Source organism: Mesorhizobium sp. B2-7-2 (assembly GCF_006440775.1).
Classification (GTDB): domain Bacteria; phylum Pseudomonadota; class Alphaproteobacteria; order Rhizobiales; family Rhizobiaceae; genus Mesorhizobium.
This window is the reverse complement of record NZ_VFTZ01000005.1, coordinates 52,537-75,922: the sequence shown is the minus strand read 5'-3', so window position 1 is coordinate 75,922 and position 23,386 is coordinate 52,537. Positions and strand designations below refer to the sequence as shown.

General features: G+C 63.4%; 20 protein-coding genes and 2 tRNA genes. 11 read left to right on the top strand and 11 right to left on the bottom strand.

What is annotated here, in order from left to right:
• Nucleotides 1-39: 39 nt before the first annotated feature.
• Nucleotides 40-1,062 carry an aldo/keto reductase gene (locus FJ425_RS08815; RefSeq protein ID WP_140627499.1) on the bottom strand — a complete coding sequence of 341 codons (1,023 nt, stop codon included), beginning with the start codon at nt 1,060-1,062 and terminating at the stop codon, nt 40-42.
• Between the two features lie 185 nt (nt 1,063-1,247).
• Here FJ425_RS08815 and hxlB point away from each other — a divergent pair, with 185 nt between their 5' ends.
• Nucleotides 1,248-1,814: a 6-phospho-3-hexuloisomerase gene (hxlB, locus tag FJ425_RS08810; protein ID WP_140627501.1), complete on the top strand. Its 567-nt coding sequence runs from the start codon at nt 1,248-1,250 to the stop codon at nt 1,812-1,814.
• A gap of 3 nt (nt 1,815-1,817) precedes the next feature.
• A complete protein-coding gene (locus tag FJ425_RS08805) occupies nt 1,818-2,561 on the top strand; it encodes a creatininase family protein (RefSeq protein WP_140627502.1) in 744 nt (247 codons plus the stop codon).
• A gap of 162 nt (nt 2,562-2,723) precedes the next feature.
• On the opposite strand, the gene FJ425_RS08800 is transcribed toward FJ425_RS08805, so the two are convergent.
• From FJ425_RS08800 to FJ425_RS08790, 3 genes are all read right to left on the bottom strand, one after another.
• Nucleotides 2,724-3,641: a carbohydrate ABC transporter permease gene (locus FJ425_RS08800; protein WP_140627504.1), complete on the bottom strand. Its 918-nt coding sequence runs from the start codon at nt 3,639-3,641 to the stop codon at nt 2,724-2,726.
• 8 nt (nt 3,642-3,649) lie between these two features.
• The gene (locus FJ425_RS08795) at nt 3,650-4,765 is read right to left on the bottom strand and encodes a sugar ABC transporter permease (RefSeq protein WP_140627506.1); all 1,116 of its coding nucleotides are present in this window, start codon (nt 4,763-4,765) and stop codon (nt 3,650-3,652) included.
• 195 nt (nt 4,766-4,960) lie between these two features.
• On the bottom strand, nt 4,961-6,637 hold the full coding sequence (locus FJ425_RS08790) for a sugar ABC transporter substrate-binding protein (protein ID WP_140627507.1): 1,677 nt from the start codon (nt 6,635-6,637) through the stop codon (nt 4,961-4,963).
• A 280-nt stretch (nt 6,638-6,917) separates the two neighbouring features.
• On the opposite strand from FJ425_RS08790, the gene ugpC reads away from it, so the two are divergent.
• From ugpC to FJ425_RS31785, 4 genes are all read left to right on the top strand, one after another.
• Nucleotides 6,918-7,976 carry a sn-glycerol-3-phosphate ABC transporter ATP-binding protein UgpC gene (gene ugpC / locus FJ425_RS08785; RefSeq protein ID WP_140542616.1) on the top strand — a complete coding sequence of 353 codons (1,059 nt, stop codon included), beginning with the start codon at nt 6,918-6,920 and terminating at the stop codon, nt 7,974-7,976.
• 27 nt (nt 7,977-8,003) lie between these two features.
• Nucleotides 8,004-8,456, top strand: a complete 453-nt coding sequence (locus FJ425_RS08780; protein WP_140722778.1) for an RbsD/FucU family protein — start codon at nt 8,004-8,006, stop codon at nt 8,454-8,456.
• A gap of 4 nt (nt 8,457-8,460) precedes the next feature.
• Nucleotides 8,461-9,405 (top strand): ribokinase, encoded by a 945-nt coding sequence (gene rbsK, locus FJ425_RS08775; RefSeq protein ID WP_181175850.1) that lies wholly within the window; start codon nt 8,461-8,463, stop codon nt 9,403-9,405.
• A 110-nt stretch (nt 9,406-9,515) separates the two neighbouring features.
• Nucleotides 9,516-9,614: a putative RiPP precursor gene (locus tag FJ425_RS31785; RefSeq protein ID WP_210241689.1), complete on the top strand. Its 99-nt coding sequence runs from the start codon at nt 9,516-9,518 to the stop codon at nt 9,612-9,614.
• Between the two features lie 16 nt (nt 9,615-9,630).
• Here FJ425_RS31785 and FJ425_RS08770 read toward each other — a convergent pair whose 3' ends face one another.
• Together FJ425_RS08770 and FJ425_RS08765 are read right to left on the bottom strand one after the other, a co-directional pair.
• A complete protein-coding gene (locus FJ425_RS08770; protein WP_140722775.1) occupies nt 9,631-9,834 on the bottom strand; it encodes a hypothetical protein in 204 nt (67 codons plus the stop codon).
• Between the two features lie 314 nt (nt 9,835-10,148).
• Nucleotides 10,149-10,225, bottom strand: a tRNA-Asp gene (locus FJ425_RS08765).
• A gap of 218 nt (nt 10,226-10,443) precedes the next feature.
• On the opposite strand from FJ425_RS08765, the gene FJ425_RS08760 reads away from it, so the two are divergent.
• Nucleotides 10,444-10,519 (top strand) — tRNA-Val (locus tag FJ425_RS08760).
• An 82-nt stretch (nt 10,520-10,601) separates the two neighbouring features.
• Here the strand turns inward: FJ425_RS08760 and FJ425_RS08755 are convergent.
• Nucleotides 10,602-11,141, bottom strand: a complete 540-nt coding sequence (locus tag FJ425_RS08755; protein WP_246677903.1) for a hypothetical protein — start codon at nt 11,139-11,141, stop codon at nt 10,602-10,604.
• Nucleotides 11,142-11,418: 277 nt separating this feature from the next.
• Here FJ425_RS08755 and FJ425_RS08750 point away from each other — a divergent pair, with 277 nt between their 5' ends.
• Nucleotides 11,419-12,597 carry a M24 family metallopeptidase gene (locus FJ425_RS08750; protein WP_140627513.1) on the top strand — a complete coding sequence of 393 codons (1,179 nt, stop codon included), beginning with the start codon at nt 11,419-11,421 and terminating at the stop codon, nt 12,595-12,597.
• 93 nt (nt 12,598-12,690) lie between these two features.
• Here FJ425_RS08750 and FJ425_RS08745 read toward each other — a convergent pair whose 3' ends face one another.
• Together FJ425_RS08745 and FJ425_RS08740 are read right to left on the bottom strand one after the other, a co-directional pair.
• Nucleotides 12,691-13,971 carry a M23 family metallopeptidase gene (locus tag FJ425_RS08745; RefSeq protein WP_140627515.1) on the bottom strand — a complete coding sequence of 427 codons (1,281 nt, stop codon included), beginning with the start codon at nt 13,969-13,971 and terminating at the stop codon, nt 12,691-12,693.
• Between the two features lie 313 nt (nt 13,972-14,284).
• On the bottom strand, nt 14,285-14,752 hold the full coding sequence (locus tag FJ425_RS08740; protein ID WP_140627517.1) for a peroxiredoxin: 468 nt from the start codon (nt 14,750-14,752) through the stop codon (nt 14,285-14,287).
• 95 nt (nt 14,753-14,847) lie between these two features.
• Between FJ425_RS08740 and FJ425_RS08735 the strand changes: the two genes are divergently transcribed.
• On the top strand, nt 14,848-18,273 hold the full coding sequence (locus FJ425_RS08735; RefSeq protein ID WP_140627519.1) for a DUF3971 domain-containing protein: 3,426 nt from the start codon (nt 14,848-14,850) through the stop codon (nt 18,271-18,273).
• A 12-nt stretch (nt 18,274-18,285) separates the two neighbouring features.
• On the opposite strand, the gene tyrS is transcribed toward FJ425_RS08735, so the two are convergent.
• Nucleotides 18,286-19,539 (bottom strand): tyrosine--tRNA ligase, encoded by a 1,254-nt coding sequence (gene tyrS / locus FJ425_RS08730; RefSeq protein WP_140627521.1) that lies wholly within the window; start codon nt 19,537-19,539, stop codon nt 18,286-18,288.
• A gap of 347 nt (nt 19,540-19,886) precedes the next feature.
• Between tyrS and FJ425_RS08725 the strand changes: the two genes are divergently transcribed.
• Both FJ425_RS08725 and FJ425_RS08720 read left to right on the top strand, forming a co-directional pair.
• A complete protein-coding gene (locus tag FJ425_RS08725) occupies nt 19,887-21,530 on the top strand; it encodes a glycosyltransferase family 39 protein (protein ID WP_140722772.1) in 1,644 nt (547 codons plus the stop codon).
• 42 nt (nt 21,531-21,572) lie between these two features.
• The gene (locus FJ425_RS08720; RefSeq protein WP_181164829.1) at nt 21,573-22,436 is read left to right on the top strand and encodes a phosphatase PAP2 family protein; all 864 of its coding nucleotides are present in this window, start codon (nt 21,573-21,575) and stop codon (nt 22,434-22,436) included.
• A 25-nt stretch (nt 22,437-22,461) separates the two neighbouring features.
• On the opposite strand, the gene FJ425_RS08715 is transcribed toward FJ425_RS08720, so the two are convergent.
• Nucleotides 22,462-23,136 carry an alpha/beta hydrolase gene (locus tag FJ425_RS08715; RefSeq protein WP_095765174.1) on the bottom strand — a complete coding sequence of 225 codons (675 nt, stop codon included), beginning with the start codon at nt 23,134-23,136 and terminating at the stop codon, nt 22,462-22,464.
• Nucleotides 23,137-23,386: the final 250 nt, after the last annotated feature.

Sequence of the window (23,386 nt, the reverse complement as noted above, 5' to 3'; positions counted from 1 at the left end):
AAGCCCGGCTTTTCTTTTTTTGCGGCTGTTCGCGGCCGCTCAGGCCGTCGGCGCGTCGGCGCGCATCAGGCCTTCCTGTTTCAAATCCGCCCACAGCGCCGCAGGTATCTTGGTGTCGAGCAGGGCGCGGTTGCTTTCGACCTCGGCCGGCCGCTGGCCGCCAGGGATTACCGACACCACCGAAGGATGCTGCAGAGGGAATTGGAGCGCCGCCTCGATCAGGCGCACATTGTGGCGCTTGCAGACAGCTTCGATACGCGCAACGCGATCCAGGATCTCCTTCGGCGCCTCGCTGTAATTGTAGAAGGCTCCTGGCTTCGGGCCGGTCGCCAGCACGCCGGAATTGTAGGGGCCGCCCAGCACGATGCCGATGCCGCGCTTCTGGCAGAGCGGCAGGAACGACTGCAGCGCCTCCTGTTCGAGCAGCGTGTAGCGGCCGGCGAGCAGGAACAGGTCGAAATCGCCGCGTTCGGCGAGTGTCTGTGCCACCTGCCACTCGTTGATGCCGCCGCCAAAGGCCTTGATGACGCCCTGGTCGCGCAGCGAAAGCAGACCGTAATAACCGGACGACATGAACTCCTCGATGCGGGCATCGGAGGCTTCCTTGCTGCCATGGGTAAAGATGTCGACGTCGTGGACGAAGAGGATGTCGATGCGGTCGACACCTAGACGTTCAAGCGAGGCCTCGAAGGAGCGCATGACGCCGTCATAGGAGTAGTCGTAGACCTCCCGGCGCGACGGCGTCTCGAAGAACTTGCCGATGCCGGTGCGCTGGTCCGGCGGGGCGACGCGCATGATGCGCCCGACCTTGCTCGACAGCACGTAATCGTCGCGCTTCCTGCCGCGCAGGAACGGGTTGAGGCGGGTTTCCGACAGGCCGAGGCCGTAGAGCGGTGCCGTATCATAGTAGCGGCAGCCGGTCGCCCATGCCGCTTCCAGGGTGGCATTGGCGTCCTCGTCGGAGATGGCGCGATAGAGATTGCCGAGCGGCGCGGTGCCGAAGCCGAGCTCGGTGAAGGTGATGCCGCCATTGCCGATGCGGTCGAAGTGCCGTGTCTTCATGTCTGACGATGTCCCGGAGTGATTTGTCTGACATGACACTATCACGCTCGTGGCCCAGCAAAAGTGCCGAGGCTCGTTGGACAGTGATTTTCGCAGTGGTAGCATGAACAAAAACAAGCCTTTCGTGGTCGCGAGCCGCAATTCCATGGAGGCAAGCGACGCCCCGGCAGGCAAGGTGAGCCGTCATGACCAAAGCTGGATCAGGCATGTTCGCGACTGCGCTGGACGAGCTTGGCGCGGTGCTGGCGCGGACGGATGAAGCTCGCATCGACGCCGCCTGCGAAATGCTTGTCGATGCCGGCAGGATCGCTGCCTATGGCTGCGGCCGCGAGGCGCTGCAGGTCAAGGGCTTCGCCATGCGGCTCTACCATCTCGGCCTGCCGGTCTCGGTCGTCGGCGACATGACCACGCCGCCGCTGGGGCGAGGGGATGTGTTCCTGGCGAGCTCAGGTCCCGGCGAGACCGCCACGGTGCTGACCTTGATGCGGATTGCCCGCGAGGCCGGCGCGAAGGTGCTGCTCTTGACGGCAGAACCGGCAAGCAGCGCCGCCAAGCTCGCCGACTTCACGCTCGTCATCCCGGCGCAGACGATGGCCAGCGACCAGGGCGAGGCAAGAAGCTCGGTGCTGCCGATGGGCTCGCTGTTCGAAGGCGCGCTGTTTCTTTTGTTCGAGATCATGGTGCTGAAGCTCCAGGCGCTGACCAATGCCACGCCGGACGCGATGCGCGCCAGGCATACCAATATGGAGTAGGGGATGCGCTACGAGCTGATGCTGCCACACCAGATCCGCCAGGCGATCGAGGAGAACTGGCCGGTCGTGCTGCCGCTCGGCGTGCTCGAATATCACGGCGAGCACATGGCGGTCGGCATGGACACGCTGGCGGTGATCAAGACGGTGGAGCTGATCGAGAAGGAGAGGGACCTCGTCATCCTGCCGCCCTTCTATTACGGCGCGGCAAGCTATGCGGTGGCGGCGCCGGAAGGCAGCGGCTCGGTGCAGGTCGGCGGCCCGGCGCTTTCGCCTTTCGCGGAGGAGTTGTTCTACGGCCTGCTGCGCATCGGCTTCCGCAACATCCACGCCATCATCCATCATCAGACCGAGAATTTCGCGGCCGGCATGCCGACCGATCTCGCCTTCAAGACCGCCGGCCGGCAAGCGATCTTCCGCTTCCTCGAAAAGGAGCGCGGCGAAGGCTGGTGGGGCTCGAACGCGATGGCCGATTACTATGCCGGCCATGCGCAGGGTGAGAATGTCTTCAACTGGGTGCAGGTGCACCCGCTGATGCCGGCCGCGATGAACGGAAAATATCCGTTCGACCATGCCGGCATCGGCGAAACCTCGCTGATGTTGGCGCTTTGCCCCGAAGCCGTGGACGAGAAGCATTTCGCCGACAACACCGGCTGGTACACGAAAAGTGCCGCGGAAGCCTCGGCGGGCCTCGGCAAGATCGGGGTTGCGATGATCCTCGACCATTTGCGTTCGATCCTGGTGCGATAGGCGCGGTTCTTCCTTCTCCCCTTGTGGGAGAAGGTGGATCGGCGCGCAGCGCCGAGACGGATGAGGGGTGTTCCAGCGGAGCGAGACGCCGGCGTTCCCTGGAACACCCCTCATCCGTCGCCTTCGGCGACACCTTGCACAAGGGGAGAAGGGAAGCGCCGCCTACTTCACCGAGCCGGCCGTCATGCCCATGATCAGATAGCGCTCGAGCGCGATGCCGATGATCGCCAGCGGCGCGATCGCGGCGGTGGCCAAGGCCGCCATCGACCACCAGTTGATACCTTGCGAGCCGGTCTGGCTCGCCACCATGACGGGGATGGTCTTGGCATCGGTCGACGTCAGCAGGGCGGCGAAGAAATACTCGTTCCAGCACAGCACCATCGCCAGGATGAAGGCGGCGACCATGCCGGGCAGCGCGATCGGCATGACGATGCGGAAGAAGGCGCCCCAGATCGACAGCCCGTCGACAAGGGCTGCTTCCTCCAATTCAACGGGTATCGAATTGAACTGATCGCGCATGATCCAGATGACGATCGGCAGCACCATCAACGTATAGAGGAGCACGAGCCCGATGCGCGTGTCGAGGAGGGCCACTTCGCGGTAGAGCACCAGGAAAGGCAGCGCCAGCACGACCGGCGGCAGGATCAGCTGCGACAGGAAGAAGAAGGAGATGTCCTCGTTCTTGAACCAGGCGAATTTGTAACGATAGCGGACAAGGCCGTAGGCGGCGAGGCTGCCGATGATGATGGCGAGGCTCGATGCGCCGACAGAGGTGATGACCGAGTTCATGAAACGTTTGAGGAATTCGTCGCGCACGGTCGAGGTCTGGGAGATCGAATCCGGCGACAGGCCGAGCGAGCGCCAGCCCTTCCAGTCAGGCGTGAAGTCGACGAAGGGAATGAGATGACCTTGGGTGACGTCGACCGCCGATTTGAACGAGGTGGTGATCGTCCAATAGATCGGGAACAGGCAGACGAAAGCCCAGAAGATAAGCGCGCCATAGATGAAGACGCGGCTGGCGACGAAGGCCGCCGGCGAGCGGATTTCGGAGACGGTGTAGTCGGTGGTCTGGACGCTCATGATGCCGCTCAGTTGACGTTGCGCACGAAGCGACTGGCGAATTTCAGCAGCCAGGTCACGAACACGACGATGATGACCAGATAGGCCATGGCCAGCATGGTGCCGTAGCCGACATTCGAGCGGTCGCGGTATTCGCGGTAGATGAAGCTCGAAACGGAATCGGTGGCGCCGCCGGGGCCGCCGGAGGTCACCGTGATAATGATGTCGGCGAGCTTCAGCTTGAAGATAACGCGCAGGATTAACGCCGTCACCGACACCGGCAGCATCAGCGGAAAGGTAACCTGCCAGAAACTCTGCCACGCATTCGCGCCATCGACGCGCGCCGCCTCGATCACCTCCCGCGACATCGCCTGCAGTCCGGCGAGCAGCATGATCATCATGAACGGAATGAAGGTCCAGGCGTCGAGCACCATGATCGAGATGCGGGCAGTGATCGGATCGGAGAAGAAGGCGGGATTGTTCCAGCCGAGATGACGCGCCAGCGTCGCCGCCGGTCCGAACCGGTACTCCATCAGCGATTTGCCGATCATCCAGGAGACTGCGACCGGCGACAGCATCAGCGGCAGCAGGAAAACGACGCGGAAGAATTTGCGGGCGCGGATCTGCGCATTGAGCAGCAGCGCCAAGCCGAAGGCGATGACATATTCGACCAGCACCGCAAGCACATAGAGCACCATGTTGAACAGAGCGTTGCGGTAGTAAGGGTCGGCCAGCATCTGCCAGAAATTGTCGAGGCCGTTGAACCTGCGCCCGCTGAAGGAACTGAGGTTCCAGTCGGTGAGCGCGATGTAGAAGCCGAACAGCGTCGGGAAAATCACCATGGCGATGGTGAAAAGCAGGGCCGGCAACAGGAACAGCGCGCGCTGGCCGTCCTCGCCGCGCGTCAGCACCTGCCAGGCGCCGAGCGCCACACCCCACAGCACATAAGCGTAGACCACGGGGCGCCAGGTGTCGAAGCCGACCGTGGACATCTCGGTCTTGTAGAGGATCTGCACGACGATGATCGCCAGCAGGCCAAGGGTTGCAATGGCCAGCACGCCCCAGCCGAGGCGCTTGCGGCCCGCCGGGATCAGGTCGGCCGGATCTGCCGGCCACGCATTCACGGTCGAAGTCTGCTCAGCCACGCCTCTCGCCTTCTAGAGCGCTTCACCGTTTCACGGAAACGGCGAACCGCTCTATCTCTTTGTTTTTACGCAATTCCGGACGGAAAACCGCTCACACTTTTCCTGGAATTGCTCTAACGCATCAAACCGGCCGAGCCGGCAAAAATGCGGCCCGGTGACGATGCGCCACCGGGCCGCGACGTCTCATAAGCCAGCCTACATGCCGAGCGAGGCTTTGTAGAGCTTGATCTGGTTTTCGCGGCCGATCTGGTCGGTCAGCTTTTCCCAGGCGGCGGCGATGGCGTCGGCGCCTTCCTGCGCCTTCATCTTGCCGGCAAAGGTGTTGGCCAGGATGTCCTCGGCGGCAGAATAGTACTGGAAGATGCCGGGGATGCGCGGCTCGATCGCCGCGTTTGGATGGTTGTAGCTGTCGGCTTCAGACTTCAGATACGAACTGATGAAAGCCTCGTCATAGCCGGCTGCCACCCATTCCGGGATATTGAAATGGGAGTTGCGGTAGGGCTGGAAGCCCGACGGGTAGGCCGCGCACCACAGCGACAGGTCCTTGCCGCCGAGATGAGCCGCCGCCGACCATGCGGCCTTCTTCTTCTTTTCGTCGGAATCGACGCGGGCCATGACATAGACGCCCCAGCCGAGATAGGCGCAGTTCGGCGCGTAGTTCGGACCGCTGGCGAGCTTTTCCCACTTGCCGGTCTTGGAATTGTAGACGTCGTCAGAGCCCGGCAGGATCGAGAAGCCGGTGACGTCGCCGACGACCGAGGAGTCGTTGGTCTTCGCATTCGACCCAGCATCTCCCCACCAAGCCAGCATCGAACCAGTGCCGCCTAGGAATTGGGAAAAGCAGGTCTGGTTAGGGTCGGCGTTAATTTGATCTTGGGGTTCGAAAGGCAGCGCATCGATGACGTCCTGAATCGCCCGCACCCAAGCCGGGTTGTTGACGCGCGGTTTCATAGTATCCGGATCGAACAGCCATGCCTTGTCATCGGGGTGCTTGGCATAGGCGCTGGCGCGGCTGCCAAGGAAGTAGAAGCCGAAACCGCCCCAGGGCTTGGGCGCGTCGAGATAGCCATAGATGTCTTGGCCCTTCATCTGCTTACCCTTGAGGAATTTGGTCACGGCCTGCACCTGCTGCCAGGTCTTCGGCACGCCCCATTCCGTCAGGCCTGCCTTGTCGCCGCTGTCAGCTTTCCAAGCCGCCGCCAGGTCTGAGTCGGAGAACACGTCGGTGCGGTAGTTGAAGTTGTGCGTGTCGCCATCGACGGTCACCCGATACTGCTTCCCATTCCAGGTGCCGACCGGCGGCTTCAGATAGGCCACCAGATCGTCCATATCGACCTGCTTCTTCACCCAGTCAGGCATTTCGGAGGTAAGGCCCTTGCCGCAGACATCGCCTTCGAAAGGCGCGCCCATCTCGACGATATCAAAATCGACTGTGTTGGTGGCGATGGCCTGCTGTAGACGCGGGTTGTAGTCAGCCTGCGCCAGGTCGATCCAATTGATCTTGGCACCGGTATAAGTTTCCCATGGCTTCAGGAAGCCGCGGAACAGCACGTTGTGGAGGTTCTGGTTGTTGAGGCCCATGAAGGTGAGCTCGACACCGGCGAACTCGCCTTCCTTGACATTGGCCTTAGTCGCTTCGAGGCAGAGCTCGCCGACTTTCTGGAAGTCGGCATCCGTCGGCTGGCCTTTGCCGACGCCCGGGATCTGCAGGATTTTCGCGCGCAGACTGTCGTCGGCGGCCGCAGGCTTCGTCAGTGCTCCAAGCCCGGCGCCCGAGGCGGCGGCGATTGCGGCCATGCTGGCCGCACCCTTCAGCACATCGCGGCGGCTGGCGCCGGCGCGCATCAGTTTTTCATACAGATCGACTCTCATCTACAGGTTCCTCCCAGAACAACAACGCTTGAATTGAAGTGCCAATCTCTCAGACGTCGAAACGCCTCTCGGTTCTCCTCGATCATACCGGACGTGGGACCCCACCCTGCGTCGCCGGAGCTCCGATTTCAGGGTAACAGGCCTGCTCTCGGATTGGCACTCGCCACTATTCGCGTAATCGATTACCTTGTCAACAAGATTGGCTTTTTATCTATAAGATACCGACTTGCCGTTGCCGTTCGCAATGGCTAGCTTCACCGCAAACGATAAAGGGGAGACGATGGCTCAAGTCGCGATCAGCAGTGTGGCCAAGGCGTTCGGAACCGTCAAGGTCCTGCATGAAGTCAGCGTCGACATTGCGGACGGACAGTTCGTCGTGCTGGTCGGTCCGTCGGGATGCGGCAAGTCCACGCTCTTGAGGATGGTGGCCGGGCTGGAGACCGTTTCCGGTGGCACGATCTCGATCGGCGACCGCGTCGTCAACAACCTGCCGCCGGCGAAGCGCGACATTGCCATGGTGTTCCAGAACTATGCGCTCTATCCGCACAAGACGGTGGAGCAGAACATGGCTTTCGCGCTGAAGCTGCGCGGCACCGATCCGGCCGTCGTCGCCGAACGGGTCAAGCGCGCCGCCGATATTCTCGACCTTGCGCCTTATCTCAAGCGCTATCCGCGCCAGCTTTCGGGCGGCCAGCGCCAGCGCGTCGCCATGGGCCGCGCCATCGTGCGCAATCCGCAAGTGTTCCTGTTCGACGAGCCGCTTTCCAACCTCGACGCCAAGCTGCGCGTGCAGATGCGCACCGAAATCAAGGAGCTGCACCAGCGGCTGAAGACGACCACCATCTACGTCACCCACGACCAGATCGAGGCCATGACCATGGCCGACAAGATCGTCGTGATGCGCGACGGCCGCATCGAGCAGGTCGGTGCGCCGCTGGAGCTGTTCGACCGGCCGGCCAATCTGTTCGTCGCCGGCTTCATCGGCTCGCCGGCGATGAACCTGCTCAAGGGCACCGTGAAAAAGGGCGAGAAGCCCGTGGTCGACATTGCAAGCTCGGCGTTTCCAATGCCGACCAGTATCGCCGCGGCGGACGGCCAGGCCGTCGTCTATGGCGTGCGCCCCGAGCACCTGGAAATCCATCCCGACGGCGTCGCATCGACGATTTCGGTGGTCGAGCCGACTGGCTCGGAGACGTTGGTGTTCCTACGGTTCGGCGAGGGCGAGATGGTGGCGCTATTCCGGGAGCGTCACGACTTCAAGCCGGGCGACACGCTCAAGCTCAAGCCGCGTCTCGACCAAGTCCACCTCTTCGACGCCGCAACCGGCAAGCGTCTCTAACCGCACACAACCCTTCAAGAGGAAACCATGCTCAAAGGGATCAACCCGCTGCTCAATGCCGATGTGCTCCAGGCGCTGCGGGCGATGGGCCATGGCGACGACCTGATTGTCGCCGACACCAATTTCCCGTCCGATTCCGTGGCTAGGCAGACGGTGCTCGGCAAGCTCCTGCGCATCGATGCGACGGCGGCGGAGGTGGTGAAGGCGGTGCTGTCGCTCTATCCGCTGGATACCTTCGTCGACGATGCGGCAGCGCGCATGGAGATCGTCGGCAAGCCGAACGAAATCCCGCCGGTGCAGAGGGAGGTTCAGAAGGAGATCGACGCGGCCGAGGGCAAGCCCTGGCCGATGATCTCGATCGAGCGCTACGCCTTCTACGAGCGCTCCAAGAAAGCCTATTGCGTGATCCAGACCGGCGAGCGCCGCTTCTATGGCTGCTTTGCCTTCCGCAAGGGCGTCGTGCCGCCCGACGCGGAGTAAGGACATGGCCATCGGCAAGCCCCTCGCCATGAAACCTGTTGTGATCCTGGGCGTGTTCGTCGCCGACACCGCCTATCGCGCCGACCGCCAGCCTCGCCTGGGCGAGACGATCCTCGGCAATTCCTTCAAGCTCGGCCCGGGCGGCAAGGGCTCGAACCAGGCCGTGGCGGCAGGCAAGCTCGGCGCCGACATCACCTTCCTGACCAGGCTCGGAGTCGATGCCTTCGCCGACATGGCGAAGCAGACCTGGAAGGACGCAGGTGTGAAAAGCGCCGTCATCGACACACCGGACAGCTATACGGGCGCGGCCTATATCTTTGTCGAGGAAGGCAGCGGCAACAACGCCATCATCGTCAGCCCGGGCGCGGCGATGCTGATCTCGCCTGCCGACATCGAGGCGCATGCCGACCTGATCCGGTCGGCCGGCGTCTTCGTCACCCAGCTCGAACAGCCGATCGACGCGGCATTGAAGGCGCTCGAGATCGCGCGCGGGGCAGGGGTGACGACCATCCTCAACCCCGCCCCCGCCGCCAGCCTGCCTGACCGCGTCTACGCGCTCTGCGACTATGTCACGCCAAACGAGACAGAGGCCGAAGGGCTGACCGGCATCAAGGTTTCGTCGATCGACGATGCCCGCCGCGCCGCCGACGCGCTGCTGGCCAAGGGTGTCGGCGCCGTCATCGTGACGCTCGGCGAGAAGGGCGCTTTGCTACACACCAAGACCCGTTCGGAGCATGTCGGCGCGGTCAATGCCGGCCCGGTGATCGAGACGACGGGGGCGGGTGACGCGTTCAACGGCGGTCTCGCAGCCGCCCTGGCAAAAGGCGTCGAGCCGCTGGAGGCCGTACGCTTTGCCTGCGCGGTCGCCGGCATCTCGGTGACCCGCCCCGGCACCGCGCCGTCGATGCCGACATCGCAGGAGGTCGAGGCGCTGCTCGCCAGGGCCTGAGACCTCCCGCCTTCCATTTTTTGCGACTTTTTTAGCGGCCCCTTATTGCGGAACGCAACTGAGGCGAGCGCGTTCATCGTCCTGTCGGCGCGCCGATTTGGAGCCGTAGGATGAAAAAGCCTTACGAAAAGCCCACGCTGGTAAAGCGCCAGAAGCTCACCGAACGGACGGCCCAGATCGTCGCTTCCGGGATTGTCCTGGGCGAATGATTTTCAACAGGCAGCGCTAAAGAATCCTGCTGGTCAGCTCCAGCATCGTCGTTGCGCCTTGCTCGCTGCCGGGCATATGCACGACGCGGAGCACACGAAGGTCCCTGCTCGACCCTTCGACCGGCATCGACACGCTTTCGCCGATCCGCGGCAATTCCTGGAAGGCGAGCTCGTCGACATCCCTCTCATCGTCGATGGAAATCCGACATCTCACAGCCATCTTATCTCTCCCGTTTTTTCGTCCGTGGGCTGAACGGGACAAGATTGGAATGGTTCCGGGATCAAGGCCCAGAGCCGGATGATTTCAGGTCGAGTCGACCTGAAATCCGAATCCGGCTCTAAATCAAAGAGATAGAGCATGATGTCGTCCGAAAACCGCTCCACACTTCTCGACATCATGCTCTGGAGCCGACTTACGGTCTACTTGGCGCGGTACGAGCCGCCGACGCTTGCGGCGCAAACGCCGCAATTGCTCGACCAAGAACGCAAAGTTTAAACTTTTTTGGAGGGAAAGGGCCTAAGCCCTTGAAAAGATGGCGCGAGTGACGGGGCTCGAACCCGCGACCTCCGGCGTGACAGGCCGGCACTCTAACCGACTGAGCTACACCCGCGCACTTGACGAGCACGTGTCAGGCGTGTTCGTCGTTGGGCGGTGGATAAGGGGTTCGCCTGCGGGTGTCAAGCGCGGCATTCAAGCATTACAGCAATCAGGAGAAGGTTTTTTGACAGCGGCGCCGAGGCTGGGGAAATCCGCGCCCTGACGGGTGCGCCGTCTGTTCATTTAGCCTTGCGAATGGGGCCCTAACTGCTTAAAGGTCCGCGCTCAAGCGGGCGATTAGCTCAGTTGGTAGAGCGCTTCGTTTACACCGAAGATGTCGGCGGTTCGAGCCCGTCATCGCCCACCAGCCCGCCGGACAAGCTGAAGCAGAATGCGGCGACGGCCTTCGCGTGGGCCGCCACCTTATTGCGCGCCGGGTTCAGGCGCGGCTACTGCCTGACGTAGCAGCGCTTGTGAGCGCCAGGAGCGGGATCATCGCCAAAGGCGTCGTTGCCGCATCTGACACCGTTCCTGAAAACATCCTGCGTGTATTGGCCACGTGCGCCGTATCTGACCATCGCGCGGCCGCGGAAATCGCAGAACTCACCCTCCCTGGCGCAGGCGGCCCATCCGCCGCGGTCCGGGCGGGAACCGTAATCGTCGTCCCCGTAGTCGTTGTCGCCATAGTCGCCGCCACCGCGCGCCACGAAATAACAGGCCTTTTCGCGGCCGGGGGCGGGGTCGCCAAACAGGCGATTCGAGCAGGGCACAGCCTGACGGTCGAAAAACCGTGCAGTGGTTCGGCCCCGGGCGCCGTAGATAACTTGGGTGGGGTAGGGCAAGCGGCATATGCCGCCCTCATTCGCGCATCGCCGCAGTTGCTGCGCCGAGGCGGTGGTGGGGAAAAGGGCGGACGCCATGGCGACCAGCCCGGCCAGACATATGAAGGCCAGCGTCGTTCGGATCGAGACGTGAAAAGTTTTTGACACGAATTGTCTCCCGGTTCGGTTGCACGCCGGCATCCTACCGCAGGCCGAATAAATGCGCGATGAATGCCTGGTTGTCTCGGGAGCCTGACATCCATTTCGAAGTGGGCGCAGCGCGCCGCGGTCCGACCGACTGGCTCAGCATTGATCCAGTTCAGTACAGGCCCTGCCTATGCGTCGGCCTGGCCGATTGCCGGCCGCCAAACGCATCGCGATGGTGGGCGGCAGGAGAAAGCCCGCGGCTCATCCCCGACCAGATCGATCCCGATGAGGAGAAAAGATGATTGAGCTGCCTTTTGCCCGCGAAGAGTACCAGCGGCGGCTCGCAAGAATCCGCGCCGAGATGGCAAAGCGCGGTATCGAGCTCCTGATCGTCAACGACGTCGCCAACCAGCACTACATCACCGGTTATGACGGCTGGTCGTTCTACACGCCCCAGCTGGTGCTTGTGCCGATCGAGGACGCCGAGCCGGTCTGGATCGGCCGCGCCATGGATGCGGCCGGCGGGTTGCTGACGGCCTGGATGAAGCCGGAAAACGTGGTCGGATTTCCGGAAGACCATGTTCAGCGCGCCGATCGGCATCCCATGGACTGGATCGCGGCGTGGATCGTCGCCAAAGGCTGGGGCAGCCGCCATATCGGCGTCGAGCTCGAAGCCTATTATTTTTCGCCGAAGGCACATGCGCGGCTCGTCGCCGGATTGCCCAATGCGAAATGGCACGACGCCGACCTGCTCGTGAACTGGATCCGCGCGGTGAAATCGGCGCCGGAAATCGCCTATCTGCGCAAGGCCTCGATGCTGGCCGAAGCAGCCGTCGCGCGCGCATTCGAAGTTATCGCGCCGGGCGTGCGCGAATGCGATGCGATCGCCGCCATCCAGGCCGCGCAGATTGCCGGCAGTCCGGATTTCGCCGGCGACATCACGGCGCTGCCGCCGACGATCCTCGGCGGCGAAAACGCTTCCGCGCCGCACATCATGTGGAGCGACAGGCGGTTCGGAAAGGACGAAACGATCGCGCTCGAACTGGCCGGCGTCTGCCGCCGCTACGCCGCCGGGCTCGCCAGGACCATGCAGCTCGGCAAGATGCCAACCCGCGTCGCGGACACGGCAAAGGCGGTGATCGAGGGAATGGATGCGGTTCTCGACACCGCACGGCCGGGAACGACCGCGGAGGCGGTCGAAGCTGCTTGGCGCAAGATCATAGAGCGCCACGGGCTGAAGAAGGAATCGCGCATCGGCTATTCCATCGGCGTCGCCTATCCGCCGGATTGGGGCGAGCATACGATCAGCCTGAGGCCCGGCGACAAGACGGTGCTCCAGCCCGGCAATGTCGTTCATTCCATCCTGGGCATGTGGATGGATGGCTGGGGCATCGAGATCAGCGAAACCATTCTGGTAACCGATACCGGCAACGAGACGCTGACGAAGTTCCCGCGGGATATCTATGTCAAAGCGTGACTGGCCGGCGCGAGCGGTTCCGCGGCGATATTGATGCCGGGATTCTTGATCGGATGATCGAGATCGGGCACGGCGCCGGTTTGGATCAGCCGGTCAAAGGTACTGCGCAACCTTCTTGCCGACGGTGAGGAAGCGCAGCGGGTCGACCGCCTCGCCATCGTGGCGCACTTCGTAGTGCAGGTGCGGACCCGTCGAGCGGCCGCTGCTGCCGGTCTTGCCGATGACGTCGCCGGCGGCGAGCTTCTGGCCGACACTCACATCGATCTCGCTCAGATGTCCGTAGCGTGTGGCAAAGCCGTTGCCGTGGTCGACCTCGACCATGCGGCCGTAGCCGCCGGCCCAGCCGGCTCTTGTGACGACGCCGGCGGCGGTGACCTTGGCCGGCATGCCGATCGGCGCCCTGAAATCCATTCCCGTATGCAGGGCGGCGCTGCCCAGGATCGGATCGGTGCGCACGCCGAAGGGGCTGGTCACCGTGTGACCCGGGGCGGGATTGGCGAGCGGCAGCTTGCGCGCCTCTTTCTTGACCTGATCGAGCGCATCGAGCGCCTCGTCCAACTCCTTGACCTTGCTGTCGAAACCCATGGAGGGATCAAGCGGAACCAGCGGGCCGCCGACATCGCTCTTGTTCAGTTCACCGTCGACCGGCAGGCCGGCCGCTTCCAGTGCCTGCGCTATGGCATCGGCATTCTTGTAGGCGTTGTCGGCAAGCGTGGCGATGCGCGAAAGCTGCTGGCCCTCGATGGCCTTCAGTGACGCACTGATCGAGACGAACAGCTTGTCGGCGCGATCGGCCGCCGTTTCGCTGTCCAGCGGATCGGACCGTGTCGACCAGAGCGAGAAGGGCCTTGTGTCGCCGGCGCTCAAGGATGCGACGGAATAGGTGGGCGCCTGCGAAAGGCTGCCTGTGACCTCGGCGTGCTCGTCGGGCTTGGGCGTCACCGCGTTCGTCGCGGGCGCGTCGCCGACCTCGTTCTCCGCGCGCTCGAGGATCGGCCCAAGCCGTCCGTGCCGTTCACTGAGCTGGGTCTGCCTGGCCAGCAGCTCGCTGACCTTGGTCTCCATCAGCTGCTGATCAAGAAGCTGGCGGCTGGTGATGCGGTCGACCTGGGCACGAAGTGCCGAGATACGGTCCTCATAGGCCTGCTGCATGCGCGCCTGCCGTGCCGTCGTGGCGCCGATCAGGTCGTCGCGCAGCACCAGATAGGATGTCGCGAGCAGATAGCCGATGGCGATCGCCGCCAGCGCCGAGCCGATGAGGGCGGCGAGCCAAGGGCGGATGGTGAAATGCCTTATCTCATTGCCCCTGGCGATGATGACCGTGTGCGGTTCCTTACGCCTGCCGAAGACAGCTGACTGACCGGTTGGTTTCACGGGGACCAAGCTTTCGTTACGGGACCAACGACAAGCCTGATTACACATTATTAGGGTTAACAAAGTTTTGCCGGCCGCAGCGTCTGAAACAACCATCTCGCGCATTGCGCGTGGGAGGTTGCAATGGCCGGGCTGACGGCCGACGATACCGCGAAAGCGTGCGCCTGCTTCTAAGGTATGTTGATATTCAGGTGATGCCGGCCTGCAAACGCCGGTTTACTGCGCTTCCGGTGCTCACGTACTTAAGTACGCTCCGCTCCGGTTCTCGAAAACCGCCGTTTTCGGCGCGGCCTGACCTGAATCTCAACACACCTTAGAGCGTGCGCACGGCCTCAAGCACCTCTTCGGCGTGGCCCTTGACGCGAACCTTGCGCCAGATACGGGCGATCCGCCCGTCCTTGCCGATCAGGAAGGTGGCGCGCTCGACACCCATATGTTTGCGCCCATACATCGTCTTTTCGACCCACAAATGGTAGGCGTCGATCACTTTGCGCTCCTCGTCAGCGATGAGATCGACGGTGAGATCGTGCTTCGCCTTGAATTTGTCGTGTTTCTTCACGCTATCAGGCGACAGCCCGATCACCACGGCACCGGCCTTCTCGAACTCCGGCTTCAACTGCGAGAAGCTGATGGCCTCGGCGGTGCAACTTGTGGTGTCGTCCTGCGGATAGAAGTAGAGTACAACTGGCTTGCCCAGGAACGCCGCGAGGCTGAGGGAGCCGCCGCCGTCACGCGGAAGATCGAATTGCGGCGCTGCGTCGCCCACGTCGAGGTCAGCCATATCGATGCCCTTGTTTGCGGTTACGCGCGGGAAATCATCGATATAACGTGAGGCGGGGATTCGTCCACGACGAGTTCGTCACAACGGAATATTGCTTGGATCAGGAAGCACCGCAGCACGAGAAGATCAGGTTCAGGCGTGACGAGATCACCGACCTGGCGAGGCTTCCGTCCGCGTGCAGCGTGCCGCCGCTCGGCCGGGCAGCCGTGCGGCGGCGTTTCCGGATCCTCGGCCGGGTGTTTGCCGGGTTTTGCGCGCTCATGCTTCTGGCGGCGGCAGGTGTCTATGTCCTCGGCGCCTCCGGCATCGGCACGGAGCGCCTGCGGACGGAGGCGGAGACAGCCATCGAGAAGCTGGCCGGCGTCGATGTCAATGTCGCCGTCGGTGCGGCTCGGCTGACGCTGGACGGGTCGAGCTTCGTCGCCCTGCAGGTGAACGATGTCAGCCTGAAGACGGCCGACGGCAAGCCGATGGCCGATATCGGACGCGTGCGTTTCGGCATGCGCCTGCTGCCGCTGCTTTCGGGCGACGTCCGGCTGACGAGCGCCAGATTTTCCGATGCCCATATCGTGGTGGCCGCCATGCCCTCCGGCGGCAGCGACTGGACGGCGGCGCTGCGCAACGCGGATGGCCTTGTCGACCCGGAGAAAGTGTCGGCGGCGGTGTTTTCAGGCGTCAACGATGCGCTTGATGCCGTGCGCGAGGATTCGATGCGACAGATCGATCTGCGCAATGTCGAGTTCAAGCTGCCGGACACCGGACTGGTCAAGCGCGTGACCGTCGCCTCGGCGACCGTCGCGCAGACAGGCGCGGGACGTATGCAGGTCTCCTACGATGCCGATGTCGATGGCCGGCACGCGACTTTGACCGCCTCGGCGACGCGCGATGCGACGGCAAGGCGCATTTCGTCGCTGGACGCCAATCTCAAGATAGAAGGCGCCCCCGGCGAGGGCAGTTCGACCGAGGTCGCCCGGGCGACCGATGGCGCCAAGCTGGGTTCGATCGCATTGAAGCTTTCCGGCTCGGAAGCGTCGGGCGACAACCCATCGCGCCTGGCGGCTTCGCTCTCGCTCAACGGTTCGGTGCTCGACCTGGACGAGCGCGGGCTGCTGCCTACCGATGTCGATGCCGATGCCACTCTGGTGGCCGGTTCGAACAAGATCTCGGTCGATCGGCTGCTGATCAGGAGCAGCCGCTCCAGCTTCGACTTTGCCGGATCGATCGGGCCGAAGCCGGCAGTGGCGGGGGAGGAGCCCGCCTACCGCTATGATCTCACCAGCGACGGCTCGACGCTGGCGCCTTCCGAATCGCCGGAACCGGCGCTTCAGTTCCTGGCCCGTATCGCCGGGGTCTACCAGCCGAAGAGCCGCAAGCTCGTTGCCGAGCAGATCGGCGTGCGCTCTGGCGGACCGGGCGAGGTGCTGGGCGCGGCCACCGTCGCCTTCGTCGACAACGGCCCGCCAGGGGTATCGCTGTCGCTCAACGTGCACGACATGCCGGTCTCGCATGTCAAGCAATTGTGGCCGTGGTTCTCGGCCCGCAACGCGCGGCTTTGGGTGCTGGGCAACCTGTTCGGCGGCACGGTGACCGACGCCAAGCTGCAGTTCCAGGTCGCGCCGGGGCGCCTCGGCAACGGCGTGCCGCTTACCGGCGACGAAGTGTTCGGCCGTTTCCAGATCGAAGGATCGCGCTTCGATACCGCCGGGCGCATCCCGCCGGTCCGCGACGCCGTCGGCGTGGTTGCGTTCCATGGCAATGATGTCGATATCGCGCTCTCCTCGGGCAGCGTCTATATGCCGAGCGGCCGCACCGTGGCGGCAAGCGGCGGCACGCTGACGGTCAAGAATGCAAACCGACCGATTGTGATCGGGGGGCTCGACATCGACGTGGCGGGCGAGGCGCCGGCGATCGCCGAGCTGGCCTCCTATGAGCCGATCAATGCCATGCGCCATGTCGGACTGGCACCGGAAGACCTGTCCGGCACCGTCACCGGCCATGTCAGGGCGGACATTCCGCTGACCAAGGGCATGGACACCTCGAAGCTCGATTGGCTGGTTTCGCTCAACTACCAGGACCTGTCGCTGGCGAAGCCTTTCGAGGACCAGACCGTGACCGAGGCCGATGGCTCGATCACCGTCGGGCCAAAGCAGGCGGTGATTTCCGCAGAGGCCAAGCTCAACGGCATTCCGGCCGAGCTCGACCTCGTCGAGCCGCTCGCCGATGACGGGCCGGCGCGAAGCCGCAAGGTTACGCTAGTCCTCGACGACAAGACGCGCAACGCCAGCATGCCTGGACTGTCGGCCCTGCTTTCGGGAACCATCAAGGTGGCGATCGACAAGAGCGGCGAGGGCGCCCAGCAGGTTTCGGCGGACCTGACCAATGCCAGGCTCGACATTCCCTGGGCAGGCTGGAGCAAGGGCGCCGGCATTCCCGCCAAGGTCGCTTTCGACATGGCGAAGTCCGGCAGCACCACCACATTGACCGATTTCGCTCTCGACGGAAAAAGCTTCTCGATCGACGGCAATGTGACACTGGTCAACGGCTCGCTGTCAGCGGCCCGCTTCAGCAAAGTCGCGTTGAACAGGGGCGACGACATTGCCGTTTCGGTCAAGCGTTCCGGCAAGAGCTACGCTGTCGATGTCAGCGGCGCGTCGCTCGACGCCCGCTCGCTGATCAAGCAGTTCACCTCGGACGTCGATACAGCCACGAAGGGCGCCGGCAGCGACGCGATCTCGGTGAGCGCCGATGTGGCATCGCTGACCGGTTTTCATGACGAGGTGCTTTCCAATCTCAAGCTCGAATACAGCGCCGCCGGATCGCGGGTGAATGGGCTAAACGTCACCGCCGCGGCAAGCTCGGGCGCCGCGATCGCGATCAACAACACCACCAGCGAAGGCGGCCGCGTGCTCAGCGTCAAGTCTGCCGACGCCGGCGCGATCCTGCGTTTCCTCAATGTCTACGAGCATATGGAAGGCGGCGCGATTACGCTCTCGCTCTCCGGCGCCGGCGACGGGCCGATGAAGGGTCAGGTGGATGCCCGCAATTTCTATGTGGTCAACGAGCCCAAGCTGGCCTCGATCGTGTCGACGACGCCGGCCGGCGACACGCGCAGCCTGAACGAGGCGGTCAAAAGCAAGATCGACACGTCCAGGGTGCAGTTCGAGCGCGGCTTCGCCGAGATCGACAAGGGCTCCGGCTATCTGAAACTGGCGAACGGCCTGCTGCGCGGCCCGCGCATCGGCACGACCTTCCAGGGAACGCTCTACGACCCGAACAACAACATGGACATGACCGGCACCTTCATGCCGGTCTATGGTCTCAACCGCATCTTCGGCGAGCTGCCTTTGTTCGGGCCGTTGCTGGGCAACGGGCGCGACCGCGGCCTGATCGGCGTCACCTACCGGCTGCGCGGCAACGCCAACAAGCCGACGCTCAACATCAATCCGCTATCTGTGGTGGCGCCGGGCATATTCCGCTCGATCTTCGAGTACCGGCAACAACCGTCCCAAACTGCGCAGTAAGGTTTCGGCCGATCAGCTCGCCCGCACCAGCACGTGCTTTTTCTTGCCGAGCGAAAGCTTCACGACACCTTCGACACCGACGTCCTGAAGCGTGACGACGCGGCGGTCGTCGGTCAGGGGCTGGTCGTTGATGCGCACGGCGCCGCCTTGGACATGCCGGCGCGCTTCGCCGTTCGAGCCGGCCAGACCGGCGCTTACGAACAGCGCCAGGATGCCGATGCCTGACTCAAGGTCCGATTTGGCTACCTCGACGCTGGGCAGCGTGTCGGCGAGCGCGCCTTCCTCGAAAGTCTTGCGCGCCGTCTCGCTTGCGGTCTCGGCCGCCTCGCGGCCGTGCAGCATGGCGGTGATCTCGGTGGCGAGGATCTTCTTTGCCTCGTTGATCTCCGAGCCGTCGAGCTTTTCAAGGCGCGCCACCTCGTCGAGCGGCAGGGTCGTGTAGAGCTTCAGGAAGCGCCCGACATCGGCGTCCTCGGTGTTGCGCCAGTACTGCCAGAATTCGTAAGGCGAGAGCATGTCGCCGTCGAGCCAGACCGCGCCGGAAGCCGACTTGCCCATCTTGGCGCCGGACGAGGTGGTGAGCAGCGGCGTGGTCATGGCGAAGAGCTGCACGCCCTCCATGCGGTGGCCGAGGTCGATGCCGTTGACGATGTTGCCCCACTGGTCGGAGCCGCCCATCTGCAGCCGGCAGCCGACGCGCTTGTAGAGCTCGACGAAGTCGTAGGCCTGCAGGATCATGTAATTGAATTCGAGGAAGGACAGCGACTGCTCGCGGTCGAGCCTCAACTTCACGCTATCGAAAGCCAGCATGCGGTTGACGGAGAAATGCCGGCCGACATCGCGCAGGAAGTTGACGTAGTTGATCTGCATCAGCCAGTCGGCATTGTTGACCACGACCGCGTCGCCCGGACCGCTGCCGAACTTCAGGTAAGGCGCGAAATTGCGGCGGATGCCGACGAGGTTGGCGTCGATGTCCTTGGGAGTGAGCAGCTTGCGCGCCTCGTCCTTGAAGGACGGGTCGCCGATCATCGAGGTGCCGCCGCCCATCAGCGCGATCGGCCGGTGACCGGTCTGCTGCAGCCAATGCAGCATCATGATCTGGATCAGCGACCCGGCGTGCAGGCTCTTGGCGGTGGCGTCGAAGCCGATATAGGCGCTCACCGTTTCCTTGGCGAAGAGCTGGTCGAGGGCGGATTCATCCGAAATCTGATGGATGAAGCCGCGCTCGCTCATGATGCGCAGGAAATCGGATTTGAAGGCGGACATTTTTTCTTCCTGGAGGTCGCCGGGCGCTTGGCCATGCTTGATATGAAGGCGCGCGTTTAGCATCCAAGCGCGATCAGCAAAAGTGGTTTCCGGTTTTGCGTCCGATCGCGCTTCAACCAACAAACACGCGATCAGCAAAAGTGGTTTCCGGTTTTGTGTCCGATCGCGCTTCAACCAACAAACACGCGATCAGCAAAAGTGGTTTCCGGTTTTGCGTCCGATCGCGTGCGGCGCGGCGCGTCCTTGCTTCGCCCTTTTTGCTGGCGTAATGAGGCGCCGCGCAAAGACATGGCGCCATGCACCGCGACGGGGCCATCCCGCAGTTTCAGATCGGAAAAGCTCCCGCGATGAACAGGAACACCCTCTTCCTCTTTCTGTTCAGCATCGTGATGACCGTCAGCGGGCTTGCCAGCCTGCCGCCGGTGGACCGCGATGAATCCCGCTTCGTCCAGTCGACCAAGCAGATGGTCGAGACCGGCGGTTATGTGGATATCCGCCTGCAGGATGTCACGCGCTACAAGAAGCCGATCGGCATCTACTGGCTGCAGTCGGCTGCCGTGGCGTTGAGCGGCGAGGGGGCCGCGGCGCCGATCTGGGTCTACCGCCTGGTCTCGATGCTTGGCATCGCGCTCGCGGTCGTCGGCATCGGCTGGACCGGGACAAAACTCTTCGGCGCCAGTGCCGGGCTGGCCGCCGGACTGATGATGGCGGCGATCTTTGCCACCGCCTTCGAGGGGCGCGACGCCAAGACCGATGCCATGCTTCTCGCCTGCTGCGTGATTGCGCAAGGCGCGCTGGCGCAGGTCTATTGGGCTTCGAAGCGCAACGATCCGGTTCCCGGGCATCTGCCGTGGATCTTCTGGATCGCGCAAGGCTTCGGCATCCTCATCAAGGGCCCGGTTTCACCGCTTTTGTCGCTGCTGACCGCCGCTGCCCTCTTTGCCTTTGACCGCGATTGGCGCTGGCTCTTCAAGATGAAGCTGGTGCGCGGCGTCGGCATCGTGCTGGTCATTGTTCTGCCGTGGCTGATCCTCATCACCTGGAAGAGCGGCGGCGCCTTCTTCCAGGAAGCGGTCGGCAAGGACATGCTGAACAAGGTGGCGCAGGGCGAGGAATCGCACGGCCTGCCGCCCGGCTTCTATATGCTGACTTATTCGCTGTTCATGTGGCCCTTCGGGCTGATCGCGGTCGGCGCCGGGCTCCAGGCTATCAACCGGTTCTGGGACGATCCGCGGCTGCGCTTCTGCCTGGCCTGGTACATCCCGTTCTGGCTGGTGTTCGAGGCGATCCCGACCAAGCTGCCGCATTATGTCATGCCGGCCTATCCGGGCATGGCGCTTCTGGTCGGCTGGCTGCTCACCTTGCCGGCGGACAAGGCCAACGCGCCGCTGAAGCGCTGGCAGACATGGCTGTGGTGGGCGACGGCTTTCGGCCTTGCCGTGGTGGCGATCGGCCTTGCCGTGGTCTGCGTCGGCGCGCCGCTTTACCTCGCCAAGACCTTCTCCTGGTGGAGCATACCGGCAGCGATCGCCGCTCTGGTCACCGGCTATCTTGCCTTCCCCAGACAGCTTCAGGTGCCGCTGCCGCGCATCGCGGCGATCGCCGTCGGCGCCGGCATTACCTTCAGCCTGCTGTTTGGCGTCATTGCGCCGTCGCTGAAACCGATCTGGCTCAGCCCCGCCGTCAAGGCCGCCGTCGACGCCAACCGTCCTTGCGACACCACGGTGCTTGCCTCGGCGAAATTCCAGGAGCCGAGCCTCGTCTTCCTGGTCGGCACCAAGACCGTGCTGACCGACGTCGAGGGCGTGGGGCAACATCTGCTCGCCGATCCATCCTGCGCGCTTGGGCTGGCGCCGATCAAGGACGAGCAGAAGCTTACCGATGTGCTGACCGCTCAGGGCAAGTCGGCAAAGCGACTGACCGAGATCGACGGCATCAACTATTCGTCGGGAGACAAGCTGTCGCTCGGGCTTTACCGGGTGGCGCCGTGATGAATAGCGTCGGGCATCGAATGTCCCTATAAGCGCCAAGCCATGTCCGCCGCGCCGCCCCTTGCCCTCTATCGCCGCTCGCTCGGCAATTTCCGCGACACGATGTCGATCGTGAGGCGACGCTTTGCCGTGCGGCCGGCGCGCTATCCGAGAATTTTGTGGAACGTCTGGCTCATAGCCTGGGCGCTGCTCACCATGGCGATCTTCCTGCGCCTCGACGCCGGTGCGGGCGAGATGCGCGGCGAATGGTCCCCCGGCTTCGTGCGCTTCACCGATTTCTTCACGCAATTCGGCCTCGGCGGCTGGTACCTCATTCCGGCCGCGCTCTGCCTTGTTGCCGCCAATCTGATGGATTGGCGCGGCCTGTCCCGGCATGGCCGGGTGATCGTCTACAACTGGACGTGTTTCGCGTTCCTGGTGCTTTGCGCCGTCGGCCTGTCCGGTCTTGCGGTCAACGTGCTGAAATACGGTATCGGCCGCGCTCGGCCGCTTTATTTTGACAGTTTCGGCGTCCTGTCGCTGCACCCTTTCGCCATGGACGCGCGCTTTGCCGGTTTCCCGTCCGGCCATGCCACGACGATGGGCGCGGTCTTCGGCATCCTGCTGCTGTTGTTCCCGCGGCGCTGGACCATCGCGCTGGCGGTCACGGCCTGCATCGCCTCCACACGCATCTTCGTCGGCGCGCACTATCCAAGCGACACGGTCGCGGGCTTCGGGCTCGGCCTGGCGTTCGCGGTGCTATCGGGACTGGTGTTTGCCCGGCTCGGCTTTATCTTCAGCCAGACAGGCTCGAAGCTGCCGGTGCGCAAGCGGACATTCCGGTTGGTACCGTCCCGCGCGCCAAGAGGCAGGGCTTCGACGGCCAATTCGGTCGAGGCCGGCGTCGATCAAACCCAGATTCCTTAAGGCGCCTTGACTGGCGCCTCCGCGCTTAGCGCAGCCGCTTCGGCCTCGGATCGGCCAGCTCGCCGGCGAGGCGACGGTCGAGATAGTCGGCGCACTCCTGGATCAGCAGCTCGGAATCGTTGGCGAAGAAATGATTGGCGCCTGGGATCGTCTTCTGCGTGATGGTGATGCCCTTTTGCGTGTGCAGCTTGTCGACCAGGCCCTGCACATCCTTCGGCGGCGCCACCTTGTCGGCATCGCCATGGATGATGAGGCCGGACGACGGACAGGGCGCCAGGAACGAGAAGTCGTAGGTGTTGGGCTGCGGCGCGACCGAAATAAAACCCTCGATCTCGGGCCGGCGCATCAGGAGCTGCATGCCGATCCATGCGCCGAAGGAATAGCCGGCGACCCAGCAGCTCTTCGAATCCGGATGCAGCGACTGCACCCAGTCAAGCGCGGCGGCCGCGTCCGACAATTCGCCGGTGCCATGGTCGAACTCGCCCTGGCTGCGGCCGATGCCGCGGAAATTGAAACGCAGCGTGGTGAAATCGCGCTTCTGGAACATGTAGAAGAGGTCGTAAACGATCTTGTTGTTCATCGTGCCGCCGAACTGCGGGTGCGGATGCAGCACGATAGCGATCGGGGCGCTCTTTTCCTTCGAGGGCTGATAACGTCCCTCCAGGCGACCAGCCGGACCGGCGAAAATGACCTCAGGCATAAAATACTCCACATGGCATATGAATGCGCTAGCCCGGGACTTTCCTGATCCCGACTCACCCGCGGCCCCACATCTTCTGTGGCCTTGACGCCGGGCGAGCGTGTTCCTAGAAGCTAGTTTAGAATTGTTCAAAACTGGGAGGCCGAAACCCGATGGTCCGGCCACCCGCGCCGCAAGCCGGGTAAATAGGACGGCTTGCCTTGCAATTTCAAGGAAATAACGCGCTATCCTGGCGGGATAGTCGGCGGAA

Coding starts and splice junctions, on each gene's coding strand:
- FJ425_RS08805 (WP_140627502.1), top strand. CDS start 1,818: ATGCGCTACGAGCTGATGCTGCCACACCAGATCCGCCAGGCGATCGAG.
- FJ425_RS08750 (WP_140627513.1), top strand. CDS start 11,419: ATGATTGAGCTGCCTTTTGCCCGCGAAGAGTACCAGCGGCGGCTCGCA.
- ugpC (WP_140542616.1), top strand. CDS start 6,918: ATGGCTCAAGTCGCGATCAGCAGTGTGGCCAAGGCGTTCGGAACCGTC.
- tyrS (WP_140627521.1), bottom strand. CDS start 19,539: ATGTCCGCCTTCAAATCCGATTTCCTGCGCATCATGAGCGAGCGCGGC.
- FJ425_RS31785 (WP_210241689.1), top strand. CDS start 9,516: ATGAAAAAGCCTTACGAAAAGCCCACGCTGGTAAAGCGCCAGAAGCTC.
- FJ425_RS08720 (WP_181164829.1), top strand. CDS start 21,573: ATGTCCGCCGCGCCGCCCCTTGCCCTCTATCGCCGCTCGCTCGGCAAT.
- rbsK (WP_181175850.1), top strand. CDS start 8,461: ATGGCCATCGGCAAGCCCCTCGCCATGAAACCTGTTGTGATCCTGGGC.
- FJ425_RS08725 (WP_140722772.1), top strand. CDS start 19,887: ATGAACAGGAACACCCTCTTCCTCTTTCTGTTCAGCATCGTGATGACC.
- FJ425_RS08815 (WP_140627499.1), bottom strand. CDS start 1,062: ATGAAGACACGGCACTTCGACCGCATCGGCAATGGCGGCATCACCTTC.
- FJ425_RS08800 (WP_140627504.1), bottom strand. CDS start 3,641: ATGAGCGTCCAGACCACCGACTACACCGTCTCCGAAATCCGCTCGCCG.
- FJ425_RS08740 (WP_140627517.1), bottom strand. CDS start 14,752: ATGGCTGACCTCGACGTGGGCGACGCAGCGCCGCAATTCGATCTTCCG.
- FJ425_RS08715 (WP_095765174.1), bottom strand. CDS start 23,136: ATGCCTGAGGTCATTTTCGCCGGTCCGGCTGGTCGCCTGGAGGGACGT.
- FJ425_RS08770 (WP_140722775.1), bottom strand. CDS start 9,834: ATGGCTGTGAGATGTCGGATTTCCATCGACGATGAGAGGGATGTCGAC.
- hxlB (WP_140627501.1), top strand. CDS start 1,248: ATGACCAAAGCTGGATCAGGCATGTTCGCGACTGCGCTGGACGAGCTT.
- FJ425_RS08780 (WP_140722778.1), top strand. CDS start 8,004: ATGCTCAAAGGGATCAACCCGCTGCTCAATGCCGATGTGCTCCAGGCG.
- FJ425_RS08790 (WP_140627507.1), bottom strand. CDS start 6,637: ATGAGAGTCGATCTGTATGAAAAACTGATGCGCGCCGGCGCCAGCCGC.